The sequence below is a fragment of the Streptomyces luteolifulvus genome, from assembly GCF_008806595.1.
GTDB lineage: Bacteria > Actinomycetota > Actinomycetes > Streptomycetales > Streptomycetaceae > Streptomyces > Streptomyces luteolifulvus.
The window spans coordinates 79,034-102,285 of sequence record NZ_VZRB01000020.1 but is presented as its reverse complement, the minus strand read 5'-3'; the positions used below and the strand labels follow the sequence as shown (position 1 = coordinate 102,285).

General features: G+C 70.2%; 21 protein-coding genes, 1 tRNA gene and 1 pseudogene. 9 read left to right on the top strand and 14 right to left on the bottom strand.

Annotated elements, in window-relative coordinates; translation table 11 throughout:
• Window positions 1-287 precede the first annotated feature (287 nt).
• Window positions 288-2,516 carry a transglycosylase domain-containing protein gene (locus F7R91_RS26275; protein ID WP_150951806.1) on the top strand — a complete coding sequence of 743 codons (2,229 nt, stop codon included), beginning with the start codon at window positions 288-290 and terminating at the stop codon, window positions 2,514-2,516.
• Window positions 2,517-2,721: 205 nt separating this feature from the next.
• Here the strand turns inward: F7R91_RS26275 and F7R91_RS26270 are convergent, their stop codons facing one another.
• Window positions 2,722-3,186 (bottom strand): GatB/YqeY domain-containing protein, encoded by a 465-nt coding sequence (locus F7R91_RS26270; RefSeq protein ID WP_150951804.1) that lies wholly within the window; start codon window positions 3,184-3,186, stop codon window positions 2,722-2,724.
• 94 nt (window positions 3,187-3,280) lie between these two features.
• Here F7R91_RS26270 and F7R91_RS26265 point away from each other — a divergent pair, with 94 nt between their 5' ends.
• From F7R91_RS26265 to F7R91_RS26250, 3 genes are all read left to right on the top strand, one after another.
• Window positions 3,281-4,207, top strand: a complete 927-nt coding sequence (locus tag F7R91_RS26265; RefSeq protein WP_150951801.1) for a metallophosphoesterase — start codon at window positions 3,281-3,283, stop codon at window positions 4,205-4,207.
• A 262-nt stretch (window positions 4,208-4,469) separates the two neighbouring features.
• Window positions 4,470-5,231, top strand: coding sequence for a Pr6Pr family membrane protein (locus tag F7R91_RS26255; protein WP_408056064.1), 762 nt, complete (start codon window positions 4,470-4,472; stop codon window positions 5,229-5,231).
• A 34-nt stretch (window positions 5,232-5,265) separates the two neighbouring features.
• A tRNA-Pro gene (locus tag F7R91_RS26250) sits at window positions 5,266-5,339 on the top strand.
• 76 nt (window positions 5,340-5,415) lie between these two features.
• Here the strand turns inward: F7R91_RS26250 and F7R91_RS42985 are convergent.
• Window positions 5,416-6,165, bottom strand: coding sequence for a bifunctional DNA primase/polymerase (locus tag F7R91_RS42985; protein WP_225320798.1), 750 nt, complete (start codon window positions 6,163-6,165; stop codon window positions 5,416-5,418).
• 168 nt (window positions 6,166-6,333) lie between these two features.
• Here F7R91_RS42985 and F7R91_RS26240 point away from each other — a divergent pair, with 168 nt between their 5' ends.
• The gene (locus tag F7R91_RS26240; RefSeq protein WP_150951798.1) at window positions 6,334-6,849 is read left to right on the top strand and encodes a hypothetical protein; all 516 of its coding nucleotides are present in this window, start codon (window positions 6,334-6,336) and stop codon (window positions 6,847-6,849) included.
• Here F7R91_RS26240 and F7R91_RS42980 read toward each other — a convergent pair.
• Window positions 6,816-7,157 (bottom strand): annotated as a pseudogene (locus tag F7R91_RS42980) (hypothetical protein); the annotation flags it as partial. The gene F7R91_RS26240 and the pseudogene F7R91_RS42980 overlap by 34 nt on opposite strands.
• 7 nt (window positions 7,158-7,164) lie before the next feature.
• Complete coding sequence (locus tag F7R91_RS26230) at window positions 7,165-10,665, bottom strand: ATP-binding domain-containing protein (protein ID WP_225320797.1); 3,501 nt, start codon at window positions 10,663-10,665, stop codon at window positions 7,165-7,167.
• 114 nt (window positions 10,666-10,779) lie between these two features.
• Here F7R91_RS26230 and F7R91_RS42975 point away from each other — a divergent pair, with 114 nt between their 5' ends.
• Window positions 10,780-11,235, top strand: coding sequence for a DUF6153 family protein (locus F7R91_RS42975; protein WP_331000619.1), 456 nt, complete (start codon window positions 10,780-10,782; stop codon window positions 11,233-11,235).
• A gap of 102 nt (window positions 11,236-11,337) precedes the next feature.
• Window positions 11,338-11,976 carry a DUF305 domain-containing protein gene (locus tag F7R91_RS26220; protein WP_150951789.1) on the top strand — a complete coding sequence of 213 codons (639 nt, stop codon included), beginning with the start codon at window positions 11,338-11,340 and terminating at the stop codon, window positions 11,974-11,976.
• A 54-nt stretch (window positions 11,977-12,030) separates the two neighbouring features.
• Here the strand turns inward: F7R91_RS26220 and F7R91_RS26215 are convergent, their stop codons facing one another.
• Window positions 12,031-12,318, bottom strand: a complete 288-nt coding sequence (locus tag F7R91_RS26215) for an SHOCT domain-containing protein (RefSeq protein WP_150951958.1) — start codon at window positions 12,316-12,318, stop codon at window positions 12,031-12,033.
• Between the two features lie 210 nt (window positions 12,319-12,528).
• A complete protein-coding gene (locus F7R91_RS26210) occupies window positions 12,529-13,146 on the bottom strand; it encodes a TetR/AcrR family transcriptional regulator (protein ID WP_150951787.1) in 618 nt (205 codons plus the stop codon).
• Between the two features lie 122 nt (window positions 13,147-13,268).
• Between F7R91_RS26210 and F7R91_RS26205 the strand changes: the two genes are divergently transcribed.
• Complete coding sequence (locus F7R91_RS26205; protein ID WP_150951785.1) at window positions 13,269-13,916, top strand: DUF2218 domain-containing protein; 648 nt, start codon at window positions 13,269-13,271, stop codon at window positions 13,914-13,916.
• A 17-nt stretch (window positions 13,917-13,933) separates the two neighbouring features.
• Here the strand turns inward: F7R91_RS26205 and F7R91_RS26200 are convergent, their stop codons facing one another.
• From F7R91_RS26200 to F7R91_RS26165, 8 genes are all read right to left on the bottom strand, one after another.
• The gene (locus F7R91_RS26200) at window positions 13,934-15,367 is read right to left on the bottom strand and encodes an MFS transporter (RefSeq protein WP_150951782.1); all 1,434 of its coding nucleotides are present in this window, start codon (window positions 15,365-15,367) and stop codon (window positions 13,934-13,936) included.
• Window positions 15,360-17,270, bottom strand: a complete 1,911-nt coding sequence (locus F7R91_RS26195; RefSeq protein ID WP_150951778.1) for a glycoside hydrolase family 15 protein — start codon at window positions 17,268-17,270, stop codon at window positions 15,360-15,362. Before F7R91_RS26195 ends, F7R91_RS26200 begins: the two co-directional genes overlap by 8 nt.
• A 96-nt stretch (window positions 17,271-17,366) precedes the next feature.
• Window positions 17,367-17,816, bottom strand: coding sequence for a spore germination protein GerW family protein (locus tag F7R91_RS26190; protein ID WP_150951775.1), 450 nt, complete (start codon window positions 17,814-17,816; stop codon window positions 17,367-17,369).
• A 127-nt stretch (window positions 17,817-17,943) separates the two neighbouring features.
• Window positions 17,944-18,282, bottom strand: a complete 339-nt coding sequence (locus F7R91_RS26185) for a carboxymuconolactone decarboxylase family protein (RefSeq protein WP_150951771.1) — start codon at window positions 18,280-18,282, stop codon at window positions 17,944-17,946.
• Window positions 18,283-18,308: 26 nt separating this feature from the next.
• Window positions 18,309-18,611, bottom strand: coding sequence for an SHOCT domain-containing protein (locus F7R91_RS26180; protein ID WP_150951769.1), 303 nt, complete (start codon window positions 18,609-18,611; stop codon window positions 18,309-18,311).
• A 43-nt stretch (window positions 18,612-18,654) separates the two neighbouring features.
• On the bottom strand, window positions 18,655-19,077 hold the full coding sequence (locus F7R91_RS26175; RefSeq protein ID WP_150951955.1) for a DUF6325 family protein: 423 nt from the start codon (window positions 19,075-19,077) through the stop codon (window positions 18,655-18,657).
• A 144-nt stretch (window positions 19,078-19,221) separates the two neighbouring features.
• Complete coding sequence (locus F7R91_RS26170; protein WP_150951766.1) at window positions 19,222-19,950, bottom strand: TIGR03943 family putative permease subunit; 729 nt, start codon at window positions 19,948-19,950, stop codon at window positions 19,222-19,224.
• Window positions 19,947-20,972: a permease gene (locus F7R91_RS26165; RefSeq protein ID WP_225320795.1), complete on the bottom strand. Its 1,026-nt coding sequence runs from the start codon at window positions 20,970-20,972 to the stop codon at window positions 19,947-19,949. The genes F7R91_RS26170 and F7R91_RS26165 overlap by 4 nt, the downstream gene beginning before the upstream one ends.
• Before the next feature lie 183 nt (window positions 20,973-21,155).
• Between F7R91_RS26165 and F7R91_RS26160 the strand changes: the two genes are divergently transcribed.
• On the top strand, window positions 21,156-23,147 hold the full coding sequence (locus F7R91_RS26160) for a potassium channel family protein (RefSeq protein ID WP_150951764.1): 1,992 nt from the start codon (window positions 21,156-21,158) through the stop codon (window positions 23,145-23,147).
• Window positions 23,148-23,252 lie beyond the last annotated feature (105 nt).

Below are 23,252 nucleotides of genomic sequence, written 5' to 3'. Positions count from 1 at the left end.
ACCAAAAAAGGTCGGGGTACGACCGGAACGATTCGGGGTCGCCGGACGTATAGATACGTGGCACTACTGCTGTGACAGTTGAGTGCAGCTTAGGCCAATGCCTGTACGCGTGTCCGGCGAATGAGAACCTCGACACCTCACTTTGCCGTGCCGTCAAGTAGGGCGCCCGAGAATTTGCCCCGGGATGTCACGATCCGGCACTCGAAGGATCTCGGGAACATCCCAGGAACATCCCGAGGAGCATGCGCTCCGTCGGAACGTTCACCACCACGGATTAGGCTGCCCCCATGCCAAACAAGCGCTCGGGCGGCGGTCTGTCGACAACACAGCAGGCCGCCAAGTTCCTCGGTGTCAGTGTGCTCGCGGGAGCCGTGATGGCCGGCATCGCGCTGCCCGCGGCCGGTGCGCTCGGTCTCGCGGCCAAGGGCTCGGTCGAGGGCTTCGACGAGATCCCGGCCAATCTGAAGCGCCCCCCGCTGAGCCAGCGCACCACGATCCTGGACAGCGAGGGCAACCAGATCGCCACGGTCTACTCGCGCGACCGCACGGTGGTCCAGCTCAAGGACATCTCGCCGTACATGCAGAAGGCGATCGTCGCGATCGAGGACTCGCGCTTCTACCAGCACGGCGCGATCGACCTGAAGGGCGTCCTGCGCGCGCTCAACAAGAACGCCCAGAGCGGAGGGGTGTCCCAGGGCGCCTCCACGCTCACCCAGCAGTACGTGAAGAACGTCTTCGTCGAGGAGGCCGGCGACGACCCGACGAAGGTCGCCCAGGCCACCCAGCAGACGCTCGGCCGCAAGATCAAGGAACTGAAGTACGCGATCCAGGTCGAAGAGGAACTCGGCAAGAAGAAGATCCTCGAGAACTACCTGAACATCACGTTCTTCGGTCAGCAGGCCTACGGCATCGAGGCCGCCGCCCAGCGCTACTTCTCCAAGCACGCCAAGGACCTGAACGTCCAGGAGTCGGCGCTGCTCGCCGGCATCGTGCAGTCCCCGAGCCGCTACGACCCGGTCAACGACGAGACCGAGGCCACCAAGCGGCGCAACACCGTTCTCCAGCGCATGGCCGAGGTCGGTGACATCTCCCAGGCGGAGGCCGACAAGGCCAAGGAGAAGCCGCTCGGCCTGAAGGTGAGCAAACCGAAGAACGGCTGCATCACCGCGGTCAAGGGCGCCAGTTTCTTCTGCAAGTACGTCGAGAAGGTCTTCCTCAGCGACCCGGTCTTCGGCAAGACCAAGGAGGCCCGGGCGAAGATCTGGAACCAGGGCGGCCTGACGATCACGACGACCCTCGACCCGCAGGCGCAGGAATCGGTGCAGGCGTCGATCAAGAGCCACGTCTACAAGTCCGACAAGGTCGCCGCGGCGGCCACACTGGTCGAGCCCGGCACCGGCAAGGTCGTCGCGATGGGCCAGTCGAAGCCGTACGGCTACGGCAAGAACGAGACCGAGTACAACTACTCGGTCGACGCCTCGATGGGCGGCTCCAACTTCGGCTTCCCGACCGGATCGACGTTCAAGCCGTACGTGGCCGCGGCCGCGCTGGAAGAGGGCCGGCCGCCGACCCAGGAGTACGAATCGCCGTACAAGATGCCGTACCCGAGCCCCGTCCAGACCTGCGGCAGCGCTCCATGGACCAACCAGGACGGCGCGACCGTCGAGAACGAGAGCGAGGAGGAGGTCGGGCCGTACCGGCTGAAGGAGGCCATGGCCAAGTCGGTCAACACCTACTTCGTGCAGATGATCTCCGACATCGGCCTCTGCCCCGTCGTGAACATGACCGACAAGCTCCAGGTCAGGCAGGGCAACGGCGAGAAACTGCCGGAGCGGCCGGCCATCGCCCTCGGCTCGGTGGGCCTGTCCCCGCTGACGATGGCGAGCGCGTACGCCGCCTTCGCCTCCCGCGGCATGTACTGCACCCCGATCGCCATCGAGTCGATCACGCAGAAGGTCGCCGACGAGCAGAAGTCGCTGGAGGTGCCGAAGTCGACCTGCTCGCGGGCGATGAGCGAGACGACCGCGGACACCGTCAACACCCTGCTGCGCGGTGTGGTCGACTCCGGTACCGGTCAGCAGGCCGGCCTCAGCGACCGCGAGAGCGCCGGTAAGACGGGTACGACGGACGAGCGCAGGAACGCCTGGTTCGTCGGCTACACGCCGAACATGTCGGGCGCCGTCTGGGTCGGCAGCGCCACCCAGAAGGTCAAGATGACCAACATCTCGATCGGCGGCGTCTACCACCCGCTCGTCTACGGCGGCCAGGTCCCGGGCCCGATCTGGAAGGACGCGATGTCCGGAGCCCTCGCGGGCAAGCGCGTCGAGTCCTTCAACCTGATCGACATCCCGGACGGCCGCGACAAGGACAAGGACAAGGGCGACGACGACAACGGCAACGGGGACGGCCGCGGCAACGGCGGGCCCTTCCCCGACCCCACGTTCTCGATCCCGGAGAACCTCTTCGAGGGGCTGACCAACGGCGGGAACGGGAACGGGGGCCGCGGGCGCGGCTGACGCCGGCTGAGGACGGGAACGGCCCTTTCCCCTCGTACGGATCTCTGTCGTACGAGGGGAAAGGGGCCGATTGCCTTGGGGTGGCCGGTGCGATCCCCTTGGGGTGGCCGGTGCGAATCCCTTGGGGTGGCCGGTGCAATGGCCTTGTGGTGGCCGGTGCGATTGCCTTTGTGGTGCCGGTATCGGTCGCGGTCGGTGTCGGTCGTCAGCCGGCCAGGAGCTTCTTGACCACCGCCGCGACCCTGCCGCCCTCCGCCTGGCCGGCCACCTTCGGGTTCACGATCTTCATGACCGCACCCATGGCACGCGGCCCCTCCGCACCGGCCGCCTTCGCCTCCTCGACGGCCTGGGCGACGATGCCGTTCAGCTCCTCGTCGCTGAGCTGCTTGGGCAGGTACGCGGCAAGGACCTCACCCTCCGCCTTCTCCCGCTCGGCCGACTCGGCCCGACCACCCTGCGCAAAGGCGTCCGCGGCCTCACGGCGCTTCTTCGCCTCCTTGGTGATCACCTTGAGGACCTCGTCGTCGGAGAGCTCGCGCTTCTCCTTGCCCGCGACCTCCTCCTTGGTGATCGCGGCGAGCGTCAGCCGGAGCGTCGAGGAGCGGAGCTCGTCGCGCTCCTTGATCGCGGCGTTGAGGTCTTCCTGAAGCTTCGACTTGAGCGTGGTCATGGGTTTGATTGTCGCAGGTGTGGACGGCCCGACGCCCGTTGATTTAGGGGACCGTGAGGCACGGGGCACTGCCAGGGTCTGACACGATGGACGTATGCGCGCGCGATACCGAGTACCCCTGTCCCTCGCGGCGGCCGGTGCCGCCGGTCTGGTGTACGCGGCGGGTTTTGAAGCCCGCTCGTTCCGGCTGCGGCGGGTGACGGTCCCCGTCCTCCCCGCCGGAATGCGCCCCCTGCGCGTGCTGCAGGTCTCCGACATCCACATGGTCGGCGGGCAGCGCAAGAAGCAGCGCTGGCTGCGCTCGCTGGCCGGGCTGCGCCCCGACTTCGTGATCAACACGGGCGACAACCTCTCCGACCCGGAGGGCGTCCCGGAGGTCATGGACGCGCTGGGCCCCCTGATGGAGTTCCCCGGTGCGTACGTCTTCGGCTCCAACGACTACTACGGCCCCATGCTGCGCAACCCGGCCCGCTACCTGCTGGAGAAGGTTCGCGACAAGCACGGCCTGAACGGCAATCCGCCCGCCGTGGGCGTGATCCACAACCCGTGGGAGGACCTGCGGGACGGCTTCGACAGCGCGGGCTGGCTGAACCTGACCAACACGCGGGGCAGGCTGAAGATCGAGGGCATGTCCCTGGAGCTGACGGGCCTGGACGACCCGCACATCAAACGGGACCGCTACGAGCAGGTGGCCGGCGGTCCGTCGAGCGACGCGGACTTCACGATGGGCGTGGTGCACGCCCCGTATCTGCGCAGCCTGGACGCCTTCACCGCCGACGGCTACCCCATGGTCCTGGCCGGCCACACCCACGGCGGCCAGCTGTGCATCCCCTTCTACGGCGCGCTGGTCACCAACTGCGACCTGGACACGGACCGAGTGAAGGGCCTGTCCACGCACACGGCGGAGGGCCGTACGTCGTACCTGCACGTATCGGCAGGCTGCGGAACGAACAAGTACACGCCCGTACGGTTCGCCTGCCCACCGGAGGCGACGCTGCTGACGCTGGTGGGCCGGGAGTAGCTGCTGACGCTGGTGGGCCGGGAGTAGACGCGCGCCATAACCCACCCAGCCCTCCCACATCGCCCGTTTTGTCACCCTTGCCTAGCGTGAGGGCATGACCGCCCCGATACGGCAGACACCCCCGACGGGTCCGACGGGTCCGACATCCTCGATGGGTCCGGCGGGTCCGACACCCTCGACGGGTCCGGCGGGCTCGGCGGGTCCGACATCCCGGATATCACCGCTACCCCCGACGACCCCTACGCCCCCGATACCCAGGGACATCCCGGGGCTCCCCGCGGTCCCGGGTAGGGCCGCACTGCTCCCCTCCCGCGTGCCCGCCTCGGCGGTGGTGGCGCCGGCACGCCGCCCAGGGGTGGCCGCGTACCGCCTCCTGGTCGCGCTGGCGGCAGCCGCGGCCGTGACGATCGACCTGGTCCTCGGCAGCGCGGTCCGGGTCCTGAGCGACTTCGCGATCCAGAGCAACATCCTCCTGGCCCTGGTCCTCGCGGCGTCGGCCCGCCGAGCCTGGACGGCCCGCCGCCCCCTGCCACCACTAGTGACCGGGGCCGCACTGCTCTACGCCCTCATCACGGGCCTGGCCCACCACCTACTACTGACCGACGCAGCGAGCCCTCTCTCCCTCGCGGGCGGCACGACAGACCCGACGGGCTGGCAGGCGATCTCGGCCCAGATCCTCCACACGGTGACCCCGATCGCGGCGGCGCTGGACTGGCTGCTCCTGACCTCCCCCGGCCATCTGCACCTGCGCCAGGCCCCGACGTGGCTGCTCTACCCCCTGGCCTACCTGGCGTTCTCCCTGGCCCGCGGCGAACTGATCGCACCCGGCCCACCGGGCCGCTACCTGTACCCGCTCCTCGACGTGGACCACCACGGCTACAAGAGCGTTCTCGGCAACGCACTCCTCCTGGGCCTCTCCCTCTACGCCCTGGCAGCCCTCCTCGTGGCCATCGACCACATCCGCCCGAACCCCCGCCACCACGGCACGAAAACCGGATTTCGTCTCCAGCCACCAGTGGGCTAAAGTAAGCGACGTCGCCGCGACGAGCAGCGACAATCGGGGTGTGGCGCAGCTTGGCAGCGCGCTTCGTTCGGGACGAAGAGGTCGTGGGTTCAAATCCCGCCACCCCGACAGTGAAGTAACAGATCAGGGGCCTGATTCGCGAAAGTGGATCAGGCCCCTGAGTCGTTTTCAGGGTGTCTGGGTGTCAGCTGGGTGTGATCTTCAGAGGCGCTCCCGCCGATGCTGCGCGCTCCTGCAACAGGGCATCGAGCGTCGGCACCGCCGACCGGGGAGCGAGCGCAAGGCGATCGTCCAACGAGCGGGGCCACACATCCGTCAGCCCGTCCACCATGGCGGCGCGCATCGAGTCGGTGATGTGCGTGCAGAGGGCGCTCACCGAACCGTCCTCATGCCCCATCCGCTCATCGATAAGGGCCTTCGGCACACCCAGCTCCTCGAGGAGCGTGCGGTGCCCGTGCCTCAGCCCGTGCCGCGTCAGTCCGTCCTTGATCGGCAACCAGCACGCCTCTGCTCGCGCTGCCGCCCCACGTCCGCGTACGGGTACGCCTGGCCACGGCCCGGCGGTCACCGGAACAGGGTGCGCCTCCCGAGGCGCCTTCTCCCGGGCCCATGCGACGGCGGCCGCATTGTCGAGGTCGACCACGGTCAGTCCGGCGCCCCCGGGGTGGTAGGCGACGACCGCAGCAGCACGCCACGCCGGGCCCCATGCGGGCGAGTTGATCACGTGCGGGTTGGTGGTGGCGGCTGCCCACGCGTGGCAGACGCCCGCGCACTGGCAGGGCCCCGGGTTCTTCATGTTGGGCCGTCCGCCACAGGCGTTGCCCGCGCAGGCACGGCAGTTACCGAAGGGCACCTTGCCTCGCAGCGGCAGCACGGGGAGCCCGTCGGCGGCGAGGCTGAGCGCCACTCGCCGGATGTGGGTCTGTTGGGTCATGCTGGGAGACCTCCAACACGTCTGTTGAGGACTGGAGACAAGGGCGGCCCCGCGACTTTGACGAGACGAGGGGGCCGCCCTTGGCGTGAGTGGATGTCGATTGCTGGTTCGTTACTTGATCTCCGGGCGCGGGTAATGCCCCGGTACTTTCGATCTGGGGGGACCGAAGTGACCGATATATTCGGGGTGATCGCGTCCATCGGGATTGTGGCGTCTTTGCTCGTGTCGGCTTGGCAGACGCGTGAGCTCACACGACAGACAAGGACTAGCAACGGCGTCGCGGGTGGGGCTGCGATCTACAACGGAATGGAACGGCTACACCACGTTGAGAGCCTGATCGCGGCACAACCCGAGATGCATGCCTGCTTCTACGGGGGTGCTGGTCTTCCTAGGCAGGAGGACGCGCGTGCCCGGGTTCTTCTCATCGCCGCCATGCTCGCCGACACGGTGAACTACGGCCTGTTGATCAACACCCTCAACCCTGAGCTGAAGGGGTATCGAGGGTGGCAGTCCTTCGCCCAAAGGCTGCGCGACTCGGCTCCCGTCCTAGTTCATGTGGTGAACGAGCATCCACACTGGTGGTCGGCGCTCGGGCCTCAGAGCCCCGTCAGGCGACATGTGGTGAAACGGGGACGACAAGCGACAAGCGATCAGCCGTCGGACGTGTGGGAGCGGTGGACGTAGCGGGCCTTGGTGCCCTCCCCGATACGGACGGCGGTGCCGTCCTGCATCCACGCTTTCAGCCAGCCGACGACCGTTTGACGGTTCGTGCCGTACTCGTCCGTGAGCGCGCGGGCGATCGCGGATGCTCCGGTGCCTTTGGGCCCGGCGGCGATCAGTGCGGCGAGCGCGGCCTGTTGTGCGGGGCTGTCTTGCTCGTCCCGTAGCGCGGACAGATTCAGTCCGGCCGGCCGGTCCGGTCCGTCGCGCTGCTCGGTGGTGTGGGGTTCGGGTGCGGTGCCGGACTGTGCGTCGATCTCCTCACGGAACCGGCCATGCTCAGTCCGTCATGTGCAGGGCGGCGGGCATGTCCCGGCCCGCCCATCCGGCCTCGGTCCGCCAGACGGTCTCCACCCCGAAGACCCGTCGTACCGCTTCCGGTGCCCAGTCCTCCTTCGGCGGCTCGGACAGGACCAGGAACCGGCGGTCGGCAGTACGGGAGCCGATGTGATCGAGCTCCATGAGGCGTGCTGCTCCCGCACGCAGGTCCGCATGGGCCGAACGGCCCGCGCCGAGCACTTCGTAGAGGAAGAGGCCGTTCGGACTGTCCGCGATCACGTCGGTCGTCGGGGAGTCCGAAGGGCGTAGCCCGGCCCGCAGGAGGGCGGCCTTCACCTCGAAGCGTACGGCTTCGTGTGTGTTGCAGTCCCGGTCGGTCTCCGCCGCGAGCGCCAGCTCGTGTGCGAGTGCCAGCTCATGTGCGGGTGCCAGCTCATGTGCGAGTGCCAGCTCATGTGCGGGTGCCAGCTCATGTGCGGGTGCCTCGCCGTGTTCCGTCTGCCCGGCCGGCTGGGACGCATCGATGTCCAAGGGGGCGGCTTCCATGGGATGAGAGTCCTTCTGTTCGTGTGTCGTACGGAGGTCCGGCGACAACGCCGGGTCTGGCTCGTCCTGCTCCGTGGGTACGGGTACGGGTACGGGTTCGGGTGCGCTGTCCGGCTCGGGGGCCGGTGCGGTGTCGGACCGGCGGCGCAGTTCCTCCTGCGCGTGGGCGAGCCGGCCGCACCAGTCGTCGAACGCGGGGTCGGCCGACAGGGCTGTGCGCAGGTCGGGGGTCTTCGACGTGACCGCGTGACGCGCGCGCTGAGCGAGGTCCGCGAGAGCGCTCAATCGGTGCCGGTCCGCAGAGCCCAGAAGGCACCACACGCTCAGCCAGTCGGCACGGTCGCGGCGCAGGCACCGGTTCGCCATGCCCTTCAGTTCGGAGAGACGGTCCGCGGTTCCGGGCGGGACCGGGCCGTCGCCGTCGGCGATGTCCTTCAGGACGCCCAGGGCTGCGAGGTAGCGCGGTGCCATCCGGGCGGTGATGGGTCCGCGGCCGAAGTCTCCGGCAGAAACGAGGCTCACCGGCCCTTCGGTGCGGGTCACCCAGGCGTCCAGACGGGAGCCGGCCGTGGGCGTGGGTTCGCCGTGGCGGGACACGAGGAGGAGGGTTCGTTCGGTTGCCGGGGCAAGTGCCCTGACCTTCCAGTGCTCGCCGGGGCCCGGGCCGAGCACGCGCACGGTGACAGGGGTGCCGACCGGCAACTCCTCGGTGGCCGGGGACGCGGTGGGCTCCGGTGTCCTTGCGCCGGCCGCAGGGGGAGGCGTGTCCTCGACTGCATCGAGTTCCCTGGGCAGCGGTGTCGTATGAAGGATCGTCAGTGTCTGGGTGCTCCGTGTGAGAGCGACGTACAACTGCCGCAGACCGGCCGGGCCACGGTCGGCGATGGTCGAGGGTTCGAGAACGAGGACATGGTCGAACTCCATGCCTTTGGCCTGTGCGGCGGGCAGCACGGACACCGTCTGCAGCTTCTCCGCGGTCATGCCGTCCGCCTGGTCCACCCGTCGGCGGACCTCGTCCAGCCAGTCGGAGTCGTCGGGCACTACAACGGCGATCGACCGCGGAGATCGGCCGTCGTCGGTGCCGACCAGGCGCGCTGTGCGGGTCGCGGCCTCGCCCAGCAGTTCCCAGGGAGTCGTCGGGACGAGTCGTACCGCGTCCTCGCCGGCTCGGCGCACGGCTGCCGGGTAGGGCAGGGAGGGTGCGACGGCCCGCGCCAGGGGTGCCACGAACTCCATGATCTCCGCGGGGACCCGGTAGCTGGTGTTCAGCTCGGCCACCCGCCAGTCCCCTTGATCGGAAAGGAGCCCGCCCAACCGGTCCCACGTGGTGTACGAGTGCGGGCCGGTGGCCTGCGCCAGGTCGCCGAGCACGGTCATCGAGCCGGTCGGGCAGCGTCTGCGCAGGGACCTCGCCTGCATCGGGGTCAGGTCCTGGGCCTCGTCGACCACGATGTGCCGGTACCTCTCCGGCGTCTCACCGGCGATCAGAAACCGCAGTTCTTCGAGGCACACCAAGTCGTCCAGGGTCCACGGATCTTCCGCCGCGTTCTCGGCCTTCGGGCGCTGGAGGGCGGCCTGTTCGTCGTCGTCCAGGTCCGGCGCGGCACACTCGCCGAGCCGGCTCGCGGAGTTGAGCAGACTGCGCAGTGCCTCCTCGGGGCTCAGCGCGGGCCATGTCCGGTCGACGAGCGTCGTCACCTGCCGGTTGCGCTCCAGATCACGGCGTACGGTGCGGTCTCGGCTGCGGCGCGGGGAGATCCGGACGAGTTCGCCCAGCAACCGGTCCACCAGCAGGGTGCGGAACCGGTCCCGGCGCGCCCGGTAGGCTCCCGTGCCCTCGCGTGCGTCCCGGAGGAGACCGAGCACGTCCGACCGCGGCAGACGCAGGGACGTGCTTCCCACGGCGACGACGAAGGCCGGTTCGTCCTGGTCGTGAGAGGGAGCGGAGACGAGGGAATCGAGGACTTCGGGCCGGCACTCGCTCTCCACGCGCCGTCGCAGCACGGCCGCCATCCGTTCGTCGGACTTCACCAGCCGCGCGGCGGGTGTGTCCGTACCCCGGATCTCGCCTTCCCAGAGGCGGGCCACTTGCACCGCGGTGACGTTGCGGGTGCCAAGGGTGGGCAGGACGCGCCCGACGTATTCCAGGAAGTTCTGGTGCGGTCCCACGACCAGGATGTCCTGTGCGCGGAAGTGGTCGTTGCTGACGAGCCAGGTGACGCGGTGCAGACCGACCGCCGACTTTCCGGTGCCGGGCCCGCCCTGGATGACGAGGATGTCCGCGGGTGAACCGGTGACCAGAGCCATCTGGTCACGTCTGATCGTCTCGACGATGTCACGCATCCGGCCGCTCCGGGAGCGGCGCAGTTCCCGCAGGAGGAACTCGTCGACCGGTTGCGGTTTCCTCCGCCTGCTGCGGCGGACATCCCGCGGCGGCGGGACGGGACGCAGGCGTCCGGGTTCACTTCCTGCGGATCGGCCAGCGGTCTCCTCCGGCGTCTGCGGTCCCGCTGCCGGGGTGATCTCGTCCAGGAAGTCCTGGACCGTACGCTCGCTGCAGCGCAACTGGCGCCGCAGGAGCACCTCGCCGGGCGTTTCCGGCCGGGCGTTGTGCCAGCGCACGGCAATCGGGTTCGTCCAGGAGACCACCACCTGGTCGCGGGTCTCGGTGTCGAAGACATGGCGTCGCCCGACGTAGAACGTCTCCGGCTCGGTGTCGCCCGTTTCCTGGACGTCGACCCGGCTGATGACCAGAGCCTCTCCCCCGAGGCCGCCGTACTCCTCCGCCGTGGTCTCGGCGCCCTGGCGGACCGCGATGCTGTCCTTGCCGCTCGCGGATGCGGTCGCCGCCTTCTGCGAGGTCATCTCCGCGAGCCGCGCCTCGTAGCAGTCGTAGGCGCGGTCGACGGCCTTCTGCTCGACGGCGATGACCGCGTTTCGTGGTGTCCTGCTCACGTGTGTCCCCTCCTGACAGCGCCCCTCGCGCTGCCGCGGGCCAGTGCCCGCCTCCCCTGTCACACACCTAGCAGAAACCAACACCTGAACTGCGATCAATCGGACAACAGGCCCATGACCGCGGCGACTTTGGTACGCCGATTCCGTAGCATGTGGGCCGTGACAGCTCATCCACTGCTCCGGCGTGCGCGATCGCCCCTTGGGCGATGGCGGCTGCTGCTGGGGCTGGGGCTGCTTGCCGGACTGTTCGGGATGCATGCCCTCGGTCCGGGCGGCGTGGTCGTGGCCGGGGGCCATCATTCCCCCGCCGTCCCGGCGCACGCGGGCATGGTGACGACCGGCGACGAGGTCGTCTGTCACGGCGATGGCAGCGGTGGCGGGCATGCTCAGCATGCCGATCCGACGTGTGCTTCCGGTGCCGTTGGTGCGGGGCCGGTGCTGCCTGTGCTGGTGCCCGATCCCGTCGGGACGGGGTCGGGCGTCGACAGTCGGTACGGGGCTTTCGTCGCCGCTATTGAGGGTGGACGTGCGCCGCCGAGTCTGGCCGAGCTGCAACTTCTGCGGATATAGGACGAGACCGAGCCGTGGCTGCCCTCTCAGGGGGCGACGCGGCGCTCAGTCATGTCCAGCGCCGATCGGCGCAACCTCTCGCACCATCGCAGGAGTATCAGCATGAGCAGCACCCGTTCCCTGTTCCGTCGTGCCGCGCTCGGCACGGTGGCCGTGGCCGCCGCCCTCGTCCTCGCCGCCTGTGGCAGTGAGGACAGCGGGTCCGGTTCCGAATCCGGTCCCGGTTCGAAGGCGTCGGCGGGCGCCGATGTCACCGCCGGCGCGCACAACGACCAGGACGTGTCCTTCGCGCAGGGCATGATCCCGCACCACCGGCAGGCCGTCGAGATGGCGCGGATGGCCGCCGAGCAGTCGTCCTCCGCCGAGGTCAAGGACCTCGCCTCGCGCATCGAGAAGGCCCAGGACCCGGAGATCGAGACGATGTCCGGCTGGCTGGAGTCATGGGGCGAGGACGTGCCCTCCGGCGCGCCCGGCATGGATCACTCCGGGCACGGCGGCAGCGCCGGCATGTCCGGGATGATGGACCAGGGCGACATGGACCGGCTGATGAAGGCGTCCGGTACGGACTTCGACACGATGTTCCTGTCCATGATGGTCGAGCATCATGAGGGCGCCGTGGAGATGGCCGCCACCGAGAAGGACAAGGGCCAGTACGCGGCGGCCAAGAAGGTGGCCGGCGAGATCATCACCGCGCAGAACGCCGAGATCAAGGAGATGAACAAGCTCCTCGGCAAGGGCTGAGCATCCCGGGGGGCGGGCCTGCGTCCGTGCAGCCCCGCCCCTCCGCGGAAACCGTCAGCTCTTCGTGAGCCGTGGGCCGTCCTCCGTGCGTCCCCTCAGGGTCGTGAGGCGGCGCTCGTACTCCTCCTCTTCGATCTCGCCCCGTGCGAAGCGTTCGGCGAGGAGTTGTTCGGGGGTGGGGCGCGGATGCGCCGGACCGGGGGTCGTCCCGATGTCGCCCGGCCGGGCGAGTGCCCGGTAGAGCAGGACGCCGAAGGTGATGATCAGCGCCCAGAAGACGATCATGCCGGCCGACATGGTGAACCAGCCCCATCCGCTGAGATCATGGCCGTACCAGAACATCGCGGTCACCCGCTTCTTCCTCACGGGCTGCCGGAGGCGGGGCCCGGCGCCTACGCCTTCCCGGTGGCCTACCTTCACCGTCGTCCCGACCGCGCGGCTCGGCATGGGCCGGCCGGGGCAGGGTACCCGGGCCATTGGACCCTTACCCCGCGGGGGTATACCGGATGGAGCGGATGGGTCCGCGTGCGGGATGAACATCTAGGGGCAAGATCAGATGCCGCGCCTTCCCTGCGACGTGATCTGCCGGACAGGCCCCCGCTCCGGGCGCAGCCCGTCCACCGTGACCCGGACGAGTCTGCGTACCGCCGCCCGGGACTTCAGGCCGCCCGCGGCGGCGAGGGCGTGCAGGCAGTAGCCGGCGAGTTCGTCCGGCGACACGTCGTCCCGCACCTCACCGGCCTCGACACCTTCCGCGAGCAACTCGCCGACGAACCGGAGCAGATGCCGCTCGGCACGGTCCACATGGTCCCCGCGGTGCAGTACGGCGCTGATCTCCGGGTCGTGGCCGTGGCGCCGCTGCTGGATCAGGGCGTAGGCGTCGAGGACGGCCGTCAGCCGCTCGCCCGCACTGCCGGGACGGTCGCGGAGCGCGGCGAGTTCCTGGAGATGGCCGGCGATCTGGCGCTCATGCCAGGCGCTCATGATCGACTCGACGTCCGGGAAGTACTTGTACAGCGTCGCCCGGCCGATCCCGGTCCCCTCGGCGATCCGCGACATCGTCACCCCGCGCAGCCCGTGTTCGGCCACCAGGGCCGCGGTGACCTCCACAACCGCGTCGCGTACGGCGCGGCGGTGCTGCTCGATCGTCTCGTTCCACAGCTTCGGCACACCGGCAGTGTACGAGGTGCGCCATACGGAGTGACATCACCGGAGACACCATGGCTTGACCAAGACACAGTGTATCGATAACCCTGGCTGGGTCGTCGTACCGTCAACCGCCGAGGACCACCATGCCGACCGCCGAAGCCCATGTCCCGACCGACCGGCCCGGCCGGTTTCTGACCCAGCTCTGCAAGCACTTCAGCAACAAGGGACGCCATCTGGACCACCGCCCGCGCGCCCACCAGGGCGGCGGCCCCGACACGCGCCACCGGCCCCCGGACTTCGACCCCGCTCAGATCCAGGTGGAGTGGTCCGACGCCCGCGGAACGGTCACGCTGCCCTGGGGCCGGTGCACTCTCCAGGCGTCCGAGGGCCTGCTGACCCTGCGGGTCGAGGCCGCGGACGAGGAGGATCTGCGGAAACTCCAGGACCTGCTCGCCGGTCACCTCGGCCGGTTCGGCAGACGCGACGAACTGCGGGGGGACTGGCAGCAGCCCACGACGACGGACCCGTCACCGGCGTCACCGGCCACTCTCGACACCGGCGTCGTACGAACCCGGCCCGCCCGCCGACGTCACCTTGCCTGGGCGGGACTCGCCGTCCTCGTCGTGGTGATCGCCTCCCTGCATCTGGGCCTGGCCGGAGCGCTGCTGTCCGCACCGGGCTGGACGGCCTGGGCCGTCGGAGCGGTGCTGGTGATGATCGTCGCCAAGCTCGTCGCCGTCGTGTTCCTGGGCCGGCACATGCATCGATGGAGCCGCCGGCGCGCCGGATAGCCGACGGCCCATTCAGTTCAGGAATCCCCCAGCGTGGTCGTCGGTGCCGTGGTGCGCGCGGCCAGCGGGGCGCCGCCGCCCGTGGTCCGGGGAAGGAGTGCCGCCGCGGCCAGACCGCCGAGGCCGATGACCGCGAGCGTGATCATCGCGGCGGCGTACGCGCCCTTGGTCAGGCCGGAGACCAGGATCGTGCCGGCGATGGCCGTGCCGAAGGACGAACCGAGGTTGGAGACGCTGCGGGAGAGGCCGGAGATCTCGCCCTGCTGTTCCTCGGGGAAGCTGGACTGGACGACGTTGACCGAGGGGGTCAGCATCACGCCGAGGCCGAGGCCGATCAGGAGGAGGCCGGGGACAAAGGCCCAGGCGGTGGTGTAGGCGGCGGCCAGGGCGATCAGGACGGCCACGCCGATGACCGTGAGCACGAAGCCCGTCATGATCAGGGTGCGTTGGGGGCGCCGCTCGGCGAGACGTTCGGCGGCCAGCGACGAGGTCAGCAGGCCGAGTGTGGCGGCGGTGAAGATGACCCCGGTCTCGATGGCGTTGTAGCCGCGCACGACCTGGAGGTAGGCCGCGACGGTGAACGAGGAGCCCATCAGCAGCAGCCACTGCACGTTCTGGGTGATCAGCCCTAGGTTGGACGTGCGGTTGCGGAACAGGGCGAGGGAGAGCAGCGGTTCCTGACCGGACGCTTCCTTCGCGCGTACCCGGCGGAAGAACCACAACAGGACGAAGGCGCCGAGCGCGATCAGGGCGATCATCAGCCAGACACTGTTGTCGGTGGCCAGGATGCCCATGACGACGAGGACGAGACCCACGGCCGACAGGACCGCTCCGCCGGTGTCGAAGGAGCGGGTCGGGTCGGGGGGCAGGGGGTCCTCCAGGTGGCGGCTGAGCAGGACGATCACCGCGATGACCAGGGCCTGGAAGACGAAGGCGGCCCGCCAGCTGATCCCTTCGGTGATGAGTCCGCCGATCAGCGGTCCGGCGGCGGCGCCGATGCCGCCCAGCGCCATGATCACCCCGAAGGCCCGGGCCCGGGAGGTCACGTCCTGGTACAGGATCGTGGTGAGGATGTACACGGGCGGGATGAGCAGGGCGGTGCCGACGCCTTCGAAGATCGAGTTGCCCAGGATCAGCACACCGAGCCCCGGGGCGGCCGCGCTGAGCAGGGCGCCGACGGCGTAGACGATCAGGCCGGTGACGAAGCAGCGTTTACGGCCGTAGCGGTCGGTGAGCTTGCCGCCGGGAATCATCAGCGCCGCCATCACCAGCAGGAAGACGGTGATGGCGACCTGGACGCCCTGCACGGTGGTGTCCAGGTCCTCGCTGATGTCGTTGATCATCACGTTCATGTTGGAGCCGGCGAAGCTGCAGATGAACTGGGCGAGGGCGAGCGCGGCGAGGACCCGACCCTGTCCTGCCCGCTGTCCGGAGCTGCTCGTCTCAGCCACCTGATTCGCCGCCGCTTCCGGCAGGCGCGGTGATGCGCCGGGTGGCCGGGTACGGGTGTTCGCCGACGGCCCGCGCGGCACCTTCCCCGCTCAGTGCCTCGTCCAGGGCCATCGCCGCAGTGACCAGCGCGAGGTGCGTGAATGCCTGCGGGAAGTTGCCGAGTTGTTCGCCCGAGGGGCCGATCTCCTCGGCGAACAGGCCGACATGGTTGGCGTAGGTGAGCATCTTGTCGAAGGCGTAACGGGCCTGACCGACCCGGCCGCTGCGGGCGAGGGCCTCGACGTAGAAGAAGCTGCACAGGTTGAAGGTGCCCTCCGAGCCGCGCAGTCCGTCGGGGGAGGCCTGCGGGTCGTAGCGGTAGACCAGGCTGTCGCTGACCAGCTCGTCGTCCATGGCGTCGAGGGTGCTGAGCCAGTCGGGATCGTGCGGGGAGAGGAAGCCGACCCGGGGCATCAGCAGCAGTGAGGCGTCCAGGACGTCGGTGTCGTAGTGCTGGACGAAGGCCTGGCGCTTGTCGTGCCAGCCCTGCTCGACGATCTGCCGGAAGACGGTGTCCCGGGCCTCGGTCCAGCGCCGGACGTCGGCCGGGCGGGAGTATCGGGTGGCCGCGTGGATCCCGCGATCGAACGCCACCCAGGTCATCAGCCGGCTGTAGGTGAAGTTCTGCCGGCCACCGCGGGTCTCCCAGATGCCCTCGTCGGGCCGGTCCCAGTGGTCGGCCAGCCAGTCCAGTACGCCCGAGAGGTCCTTCCAGCCGCGGATCGCGCCGATGTCACCGCCCATGATCAGGGCGTCGGACGCCTCTCCGTAGATGTCGAGCTGGAGCTGGTCTGCGGCGGCGTTGCCGGCCCGGACGGGCCGTGAGCCCAGGTAGCCCTCCAGATGGTCCAGGGTCTCCTCGGTCAGATAAGGGTCGCCGTCGACCCGGTACATGATCTGCAGAGGGTCGCCCGAGGCCGTGCCGCCGCCCGATTCGATACGGTCGCGCAGCCAGCGGCGGAAGGCGTGTGCCTCGGCCTCGAAGCCCAGATCGATCAGCGCCCGCACGGACAGCGAGGCGTCTCGGATCCAGGTGTAGCGGTAGTCCCAGTTGCGCTCACCGCCGACCTGCTCGGGCAGGCCCATCGTGGCCGCGGCGATGGGGGCCCCGGTGGGTGCGTAGGTGAGCAGTTTCAGCGTGATCGCCGACCGGTTCACCATGTCCTGCCAGCGTCCGCGGTAGGTGCACGAACGCAGCCACGACAGCCAGAACTCCCGGCACGACTCCACCGCCTCGACGACCCCGCCCAGGGAGGGCGGGGGCGGGACGGGGCCTCCGCCGGCCGTGGTGGTCAGGACGAAGGCGACGGCCTGTCCGGCGGAGAGCGTGACGTGCGCGGTGACGTCGTCGCCGTCGGCACGCAGGGCGACACCGCCGGTGGTCTGCACATGCAGATCCGTTCCCGGTCCGCGCAGGACCGCGGCATGGTCGTCGGACCGGGTGAGCGTGTGCGGGGCCCGTCCGTAGTCGAAGCGCGGGCGGCAGTCGAAGGAGAAGGGCAGGCTTCCCCGTACGACCCTGGCGACCCGGATCAGACTGTGCCGGTCCGTCGCCGTGGACGAGTCCAGGGGCGCCATGAAGTCGGCCACCTCGCCGACGCCGCCGGGGGCCATGAAACGGGTGATCAGAATGGCGGTGTCGGACAGATACAGCTGCCGGACCGCCATGTGGTCGCCGTCCGTCAGGTCCGCGGCGAGCCGGCAGTGCCCGCCGCGCTCACTGTCCAGGAGCGAGGCGAAGAGACTCGGGGAGTCGAATCGGGGTGTGCACCACCAGTCGATGCTTCCCTCGGACGACACCAGGGCGGCGGTCTGAAGATCGCCGATCATGCCATGGTCCGCGATGGGCGGGTACCGGTTCACAGGCCCTCCTCAGACGCCGATGCACCCCTCGACACGGCGAGCGCTGGTTACCGGCCGACACCCGTTCAGCGTTCGCCCGAGCCGCCGCCCACGGCATCACCCACCGCGGGTGAAACGAGCCCGGCTCAGGGCCCGCCGGGCCCTGAGGGCTCGTACGATCTTCGGTGCCGCAGTTCCGGCCAGCAGCGCCGCGAGGGGGAGGGCGATGTCCACCCAGGGGTCGCGGATCGGCTTGTAGGTCGCCGTACCGTTCTTGATCTCGATGAAGCCCAGCGGTGTGGCGGCGGCCCCTCCGCCACCGCCACCGCCCTCGCCCGTCTTCGCGGTGCCGGTCTCGCGTCCGGCGCCCCCGCCGAACCCGAAGCCGATGCCCGCGACGGGGATGACGGTGATGTCGTCCCTGGTGACCGGCTCACCGAAGACGGCGCTGACGGAGGCCCGTCCGCCGAGCTTGTCGGCCAGGCGCTCCAGCAGGTTGACGGATGCGTGGGCCGCGGTGACATCGGTGAGCGCGGCGGCCGGCGGGGTCTGGTCGGGGCTGCTCATGCTGCCTCCTTGTGAGAGGTGCGGGTGGGAAGTGCGGTCGTCCCGCCGGCGTCTCACCGGCCGAGGTGTGTCAAGTGTGAAGATCCGCAGGTCACTTGTCATCACCGGATGCGTCACCGTGACTCGCTCAGTCGGTCCGCCCGTCCGCGGCGAGGGCTTCCGCGATCTTCCCCGCGGCGGACACGACCCGGGCGCTGCCCACCACCGGCGCGATCGCCACGAGGACACCCCGCACCGTCTCCATCGGCACACCGGCCTCTTCGGCCGCGGTGATGTTCAGCAGATACGAGGCAGGGGCCGCGTCCATCGCGACCAGCGCGGCGATGCGGGTCAGGAGGTACGTCTGCGGATCCAGGCCGGAGCGTTCGAAGGTGTCCAGCGTCATCTGGAGGACTTCCTCGAACACGCGGGCGTCCGCTCCGGCGAGGGCCTCGAAGGCACCGCCGGGTACACCGTCGTCCGGCATCACGCTCCGCCTCCCCGGCAGCTCGGTCAGCCGAGGAGCCTGCGCTTCTGTTCCTCGAACTCGGCCTCGGTGAGCACGCCTTGTGCCTTGAGCTCGCCCAGTTGCTTGAGCTGGTCGAGCTTGCTGGCCATGTCGTCGGCCGGCGCGGCGGCCGGAGCCGCGGCCGGTGCCGGCTGTGGTGCCGGGGCGGGCTGCGGCGCGGATTGGTACTGGTAACCCTCCTGGGCGGCCCAGCGTCCCTGCTGGCGGCGCGACACACGGTTGGACACCGCGGTCGCCGTGCCGGCGACGACCGCCGTGCGGGCCACTCCGCGAAGAAGACCTGGCATGGCGAGATCCTTTCTCACCTGGACATGACGGGAATCGAGCACCTCAGGACGCGGCCTCGGCCGCTTCGAGCGAGGCGATGAGCGCCTGCACGGGAAGCCGCCCGGAGGCCACCAGCTGGGCGCCGCTGCGGCGCAGCGCGGCGGCGAACGGGGCGGCCCACGCGTTCTCGTAGATCAGCAGGCCGGCGGAGTTGCCCGGCTCGACGGCCGCGGCGGCTTCCTCGATGTCGTCGTCGCCCAGCAGGCCGGACTTCGCACCCTCGAAGACGGCGAGGTCGAGATTGCCGTCACCGGTGAGATCGGCGATCTCCAGGGCGTTCACCGAACCGTCCTCGTCCTTCCTGATGAACACCAGGTCCAGGATCCGGATGAGGCCGCGGTCCACCAGGTCGACCAGCAGCGGGAAGGCCTCGCCTGTCATGCGGTTGCCGGGGAACTCCACGACGATGTAGTCGACGGGTCCCATCTCGTCGATCTGCTCGTTCACGGCTCACCTCTTGTGTCTGTAAGCCCCCGAATGCCCCTGAATACCCCCGAATGCCATTGCATCACCGGACTCCTGCCGACGCACCCGGTACGACGCACCGGGACCGGATCGCCGGTCCGGCCGTCAGGTGTTCCAGGTCTCGTCGTACGGGTCGTGCGGCGCGTGCACCGGAGCGGCCCTGGTGACTTTCAGAAAGGGGATCGGGCCGTGGTTGACCGGGTCCTTGGTCTGCCGCGGGGTGTATGTGCCGGTGACCTCCAGCCAGGTGTCCGGCTGGAGGACCGGGGGGATCCGGCCGGTCAGGCCGATCTTCACCGGCTGGGCGTCCGCCGCGCAGCAGTTGAGGGCCATGCGGACCAGATAGGGGGCGCCGGAGCGGTCCAGGGCGACGAAGCCGGTGATCCTGATCTGTCGGCCGCGCAGGGAGCGGCCGTGGTCGTAGACCGCGCGGCTCGCGTAGTCGGCGAGGCTGAGGCGGAGGGTCCGGCCGGCGGCGGGCAGGGCCGGATAGCCGTACGACTGCTGGAGGGCCGTACCGGTGTGCATGGCGCTGTACGAGCCGAGGGCCGGCGGGGCGACCAGGATGAGCGCGAAGAGCGGGAGGACGAGGAGCCAGGAGACCCGGGGTTCGCGATGGGCGTGGCCGTGGTCGTCGTCCGGGTGGTCCACTCTCCCCCGCCGCCACTCGTACCACGCCGTCGCCAGCGCCGCCGCGATCAGTACCGCTCCGGACGCCAGCAGCATCGGGCGCAGGCCGGCCTTGACGTAGCGCAGATAGAGGTCGGTGAGGCCCGCGTGCAGCAGGGCCGCGCCGAGGAGGAACAGAACCGCCGACTGTGCCTGCCGGTTCACAGCAGCACCGCCCCGGTCAGCACGGACACCCCGACGGCGAGGGCGAAGGTGGCGGGGGCGAAGCGCAGGGCGAAGCCGCGGCCGAAGGTGCCCGCCTGCATCGCGAAGAGCTTCAGGTCGATCATCGGGCCGACGACCAGGAACGTCAGCCGTGCGGTGAGCGAGAACTGGGACAGCGACGCCGCCACGAACGCGTCCGCCTCCGAGCAGATCGACAGAAGTACCGCCAGGATCGCGAGGGCCAGGACCGACACCGCGGGGTTGTCCGCCGCCGTGCGCAGCCAGCCCGACGGGACCACGGCCTTCAGGGTCGCCGCGGCCATCGCGCCGACCACCAGGAAGCCGCCCGCGTGCATCACGTCATGCCGGACCGAGCCCCAGAACGCCACGCCCTTGCCCTGGCCCTCGTACGACGTCCGGGCCGGCGGGCGCAGCCAGTCGGCGCGGCCGAGACGCAGCCACAGCCAGCCCATCGCGCAGGCCACCAGCAGACTGGCGACCAGCCGGGCGAGCACCATCTCCGGGTTGCGCGGGAACGCGACCGCCGTCGCCGTCAGCACGATCGGGTTGATCGCGGGAGCCGACAGCAGGAACGCGAGCGCCGCGGCCGGCGTGACGCCCCGGCGCACGAGCGCTCCGGCCACGGGGACGGACGCGCACTCGCAGCCGGGCAGCACCGCGCCCGCCGCCGAGGCGACCGGGACCGCGAGGGCGGGGCGGCCGGGCAGGGCGCGGGCGAAGAACGAGGGCGGTACGAACACGGCGATCGCCGCCGACAGCAGCACCCCCAGCACCAGGAACGGCAGCGCCTGGACAACCACCGCGACGAACACGGTCATCCAGCTCTGCATCACCGGCGCGCCGAGCGCCCTGCGGACCGGGCCCTGCAGGAGCACGGCCATGACGAGCAGCAGGGTCAGGACGAGGGGTGACTTCGAGTCCGGCTGCGGGCCGCCCTCGTCCCCGTCACCGGAAGCGTCCGTGTGCGCGGCCCGGCTCGGCGCCGACTTGGTGATGGCCACGGGCGAGGTACCTCCGGTGATGCGGAAAGGGCGCTGGTTTCCCTCGCCTTCGATACGGCGGACAGGGCGCCCCGGTTCACCGCGGCGCCCGTGATCCTTGGAACCACCCGTCCCGCCCTGGCAGTCTTTTCCCTCGTGGGGAGCGTTCCGAATCAGGGTCGGCCGGGTGATGCCCCGGCGCACATGGTGGTGTGCGGTGACGACGGACTCGTGCACCGGCTCGCGGCAGAACTGCGCGGTGTGTACGGCGAACAGGTCACGCTCGTCGTACCACCGTCCGAACGCGGCATGCGGCCACCGGTGGTCGGCCGGGCCCGGGCCGCTTCGGCGGCGCTGCTCGACCGGGTGGTGAACGCGGCCGTCGGCCGGGCCATCGGCGCAGGCGGTACGAACTCCCCGGGCACCACGAACGGCACCGACGCAACGAGCGGCGGGAGCAGGGGCTCCGGCGGCGAACCCGCCGGGGACGAACGGGTCGTCGCGGCCGCCGAGCCGACCGAGGCCGTGCTCGCCGAGGCGGGCGTCGCACAGGCCGCCGCGCTCGCGCTCGTGTACGACGACGACGAGACCAACATCCGCGCCGCCCTCACCGCCCGCCGGCTCAACCCCCGGCTGCGGCTCGTACTCCGGCTCTACAACCGCCGGTTGGGGCAGCACATCGAGGAACTCCTCGACCAGGCCGCCGCGTTGGCCACCGGCGAGGGGGACGGCGCAGAACCGGGCCCGGGGTTCGACCCGTCCGACTCCTCGACGACCGTCCTGTCCGACGCCGACACCGCCGCGCCCGCGCTGGCCGCCACCGCGCTCGCCGGTACCAGCAAGGTCGTACAGACGGACGGCCTGCTGCTGCGCGCGGTGGAACGACCGCCGCCGCGGCCCGGGCAGACGGCCGATTCCGGGCTCGGCACGCTGGCCCTGCTCTCCACGACGAGCAACAACCCCGCAGGCACGGACGGTTCCGAGGGCAGCGGGGCCGAGGGGCCACTGCTGCTGCCCGACGCGGCGGCGGTACGGGACGCCCGCGGGCGCGGGAGCGTCGTGCTGGAGCAGGTGTCGTACTCCGGGCCCTCGCTGCCCACGGGCAGTGGGGTCGTCCCGGCGTTCGCGTCGCTGTTCTCGCGGCGGCTGCGGTGGTCGCTGGCGGGGCTCGTGGGGTGCGTGCTCGCGCTCGCCGTCTCGTTATGGCTGGTCACCGGGATCCATCCGCTGAGTGCCTTTTATCTGACCCTGCTCGATCTGTTCGCCATCGACGATCCGGCCATCGGGGATTCCGTGGGACGGCAGGTCCTCCAACTGCTGTCCGGGCTGGTCGGGTTGCTGATGCTGCCGGTGCTGCTGGCCGCGGTGCTGGAGGGGCTGGGGACCTTCCGCAGCACGTCCGCGCTGCGCAAGCCGGCGCGCGGGCTCGGCGGGCACGTCGTGCTGCTGGGGCTGGGCAAGATCGGCACACGGGTGCTGACGCGGCTGCGGGAACTGCACATTCCGGTGGTGTGCGTCGAGTCCGACCCCGAGGCGCGCGGGCTCGCGACGGCGCGGCGGCTGCGGGTGCCGGTGGTGCTCGGAGACGTCACACAGGAAGGGGTCCTGGAGGCGGCCAAGATCCACCGGGCGGACGCGCTGCTCGCGGTGACCAGCTCGGACACCACGAATCTGGAGGCCGTGCTGTACGCGCGGTCCGTGCGGCCGGATCTGCGGGTGGTGCTGCGGCTGTACGACGACGACTTCGCGACCGCGGTGTACCGCACCCTCCGGGCCGCGCACCCCGACGCGTCCACGCGCAGCCGGAGCGTGTCCCATCTGTCCGCGCCCGCGTTCGCCGGGGCGATGATGGGGCGGCAGATCCTGGGGGCGATTCCTGTGGAGCGGCGGGTGCTGTTGTTCGCTGCGGTGGATGTGGGCGGGCATCCGCAGCTGGAGGGGAAGACGGTCGGGCAGGCGTTCCGGGCGGGGGCGTGGCGGGTGCTGGCACTGGACACGGGGGTCTTGGACGGGCAGCGGGAGCCGGCGGCGGAGGAGGCGTACGAGGACGGGTCGGCGGGTGCGGGGTCGGGACTGGTGTGGGATCTGCCCGAGGGGTACGTGCTGCGGGGCGAGGACCGGGTGGTGCTGGCGGCGACGCGGTGGGGGCTGGCGGAGTTGCTGGGGCGGCGGTCGCGGGAGCGGGCCGGGATGTGAGCGGGCAGGTGTGGGGGTGGGCGTGAGCGGCACCCGGCGCCGGGGCTGGGCGGGGGTGGGTCGCGCGGCCCGGCGCTGACGGGGTGCCGCCCGCGCCCACCCGTG

What these genes read in the sequence shown, in the direction of transcription:
- F7R91_RS26270 (WP_150951804.1), bottom strand. Translation starts at nt 3,186, where the DNA reads ATGACCACGCTCAAGTCGAAGCTTCAGGAAGACCTCAACGCCGCGATC.
- F7R91_RS42975 (WP_331000619.1), top strand. Translation starts at nt 10,780, where the DNA reads ATGACCGCGGCGACTTTGGTACGCCGATTCCGTAGCATGTGGGCCGTG.
- F7R91_RS26215 (WP_150951958.1), bottom strand. Translation starts at nt 12,318, where the DNA reads ATGTTCTGGTACGGCCATGATCTCAGCGGATGGGGCTGGTTCACCATG.
- F7R91_RS26175 (WP_150951955.1), bottom strand. Translation starts at nt 19,077, where the DNA reads ATGGGACCCGTCGACTACATCGTCGTGGAGTTCCCCGGCAACCGCATG.
- F7R91_RS26220 (WP_150951789.1), top strand. Translation starts at nt 11,338, where the DNA reads ATGAGCAGCACCCGTTCCCTGTTCCGTCGTGCCGCGCTCGGCACGGTG.
- F7R91_RS26190 (WP_150951775.1), bottom strand. Translation starts at nt 17,816, where the DNA reads ATGAGCAGCCCCGACCAGACCCCGCCGGCCGCCGCGCTCACCGATGTC.
- F7R91_RS26185 (WP_150951771.1), bottom strand. Translation starts at nt 18,282, where the DNA reads ATGCCGGACGACGGTGTACCCGGCGGTGCCTTCGAGGCCCTCGCCGGA.
- F7R91_RS26265 (WP_150951801.1), top strand. Translation starts at nt 3,281, where the DNA reads ATGCGCGCGCGATACCGAGTACCCCTGTCCCTCGCGGCGGCCGGTGCC.
- F7R91_RS42985 (WP_225320798.1), bottom strand. Translation starts at nt 6,165, where the DNA reads ATGACCCAACAGACCCACATCCGGCGAGTGGCGCTCAGCCTCGCCGCC.
- F7R91_RS26180 (WP_150951769.1), bottom strand. Translation starts at nt 18,611, where the DNA reads ATGCCAGGTCTTCTTCGCGGAGTGGCCCGCACGGCGGTCGTCGCCGGC.
- F7R91_RS26205 (WP_150951785.1), top strand. Translation starts at nt 13,269, where the DNA reads ATGCCGACCGCCGAAGCCCATGTCCCGACCGACCGGCCCGGCCGGTTT.
- F7R91_RS26275 (WP_150951806.1), top strand. Translation starts at nt 288, where the DNA reads ATGCCAAACAAGCGCTCGGGCGGCGGTCTGTCGACAACACAGCAGGCC.
- F7R91_RS26160 (WP_150951764.1), top strand. Translation starts at nt 21,156, where the DNA reads ATGGTGGTGTGCGGTGACGACGGACTCGTGCACCGGCTCGCGGCAGAA.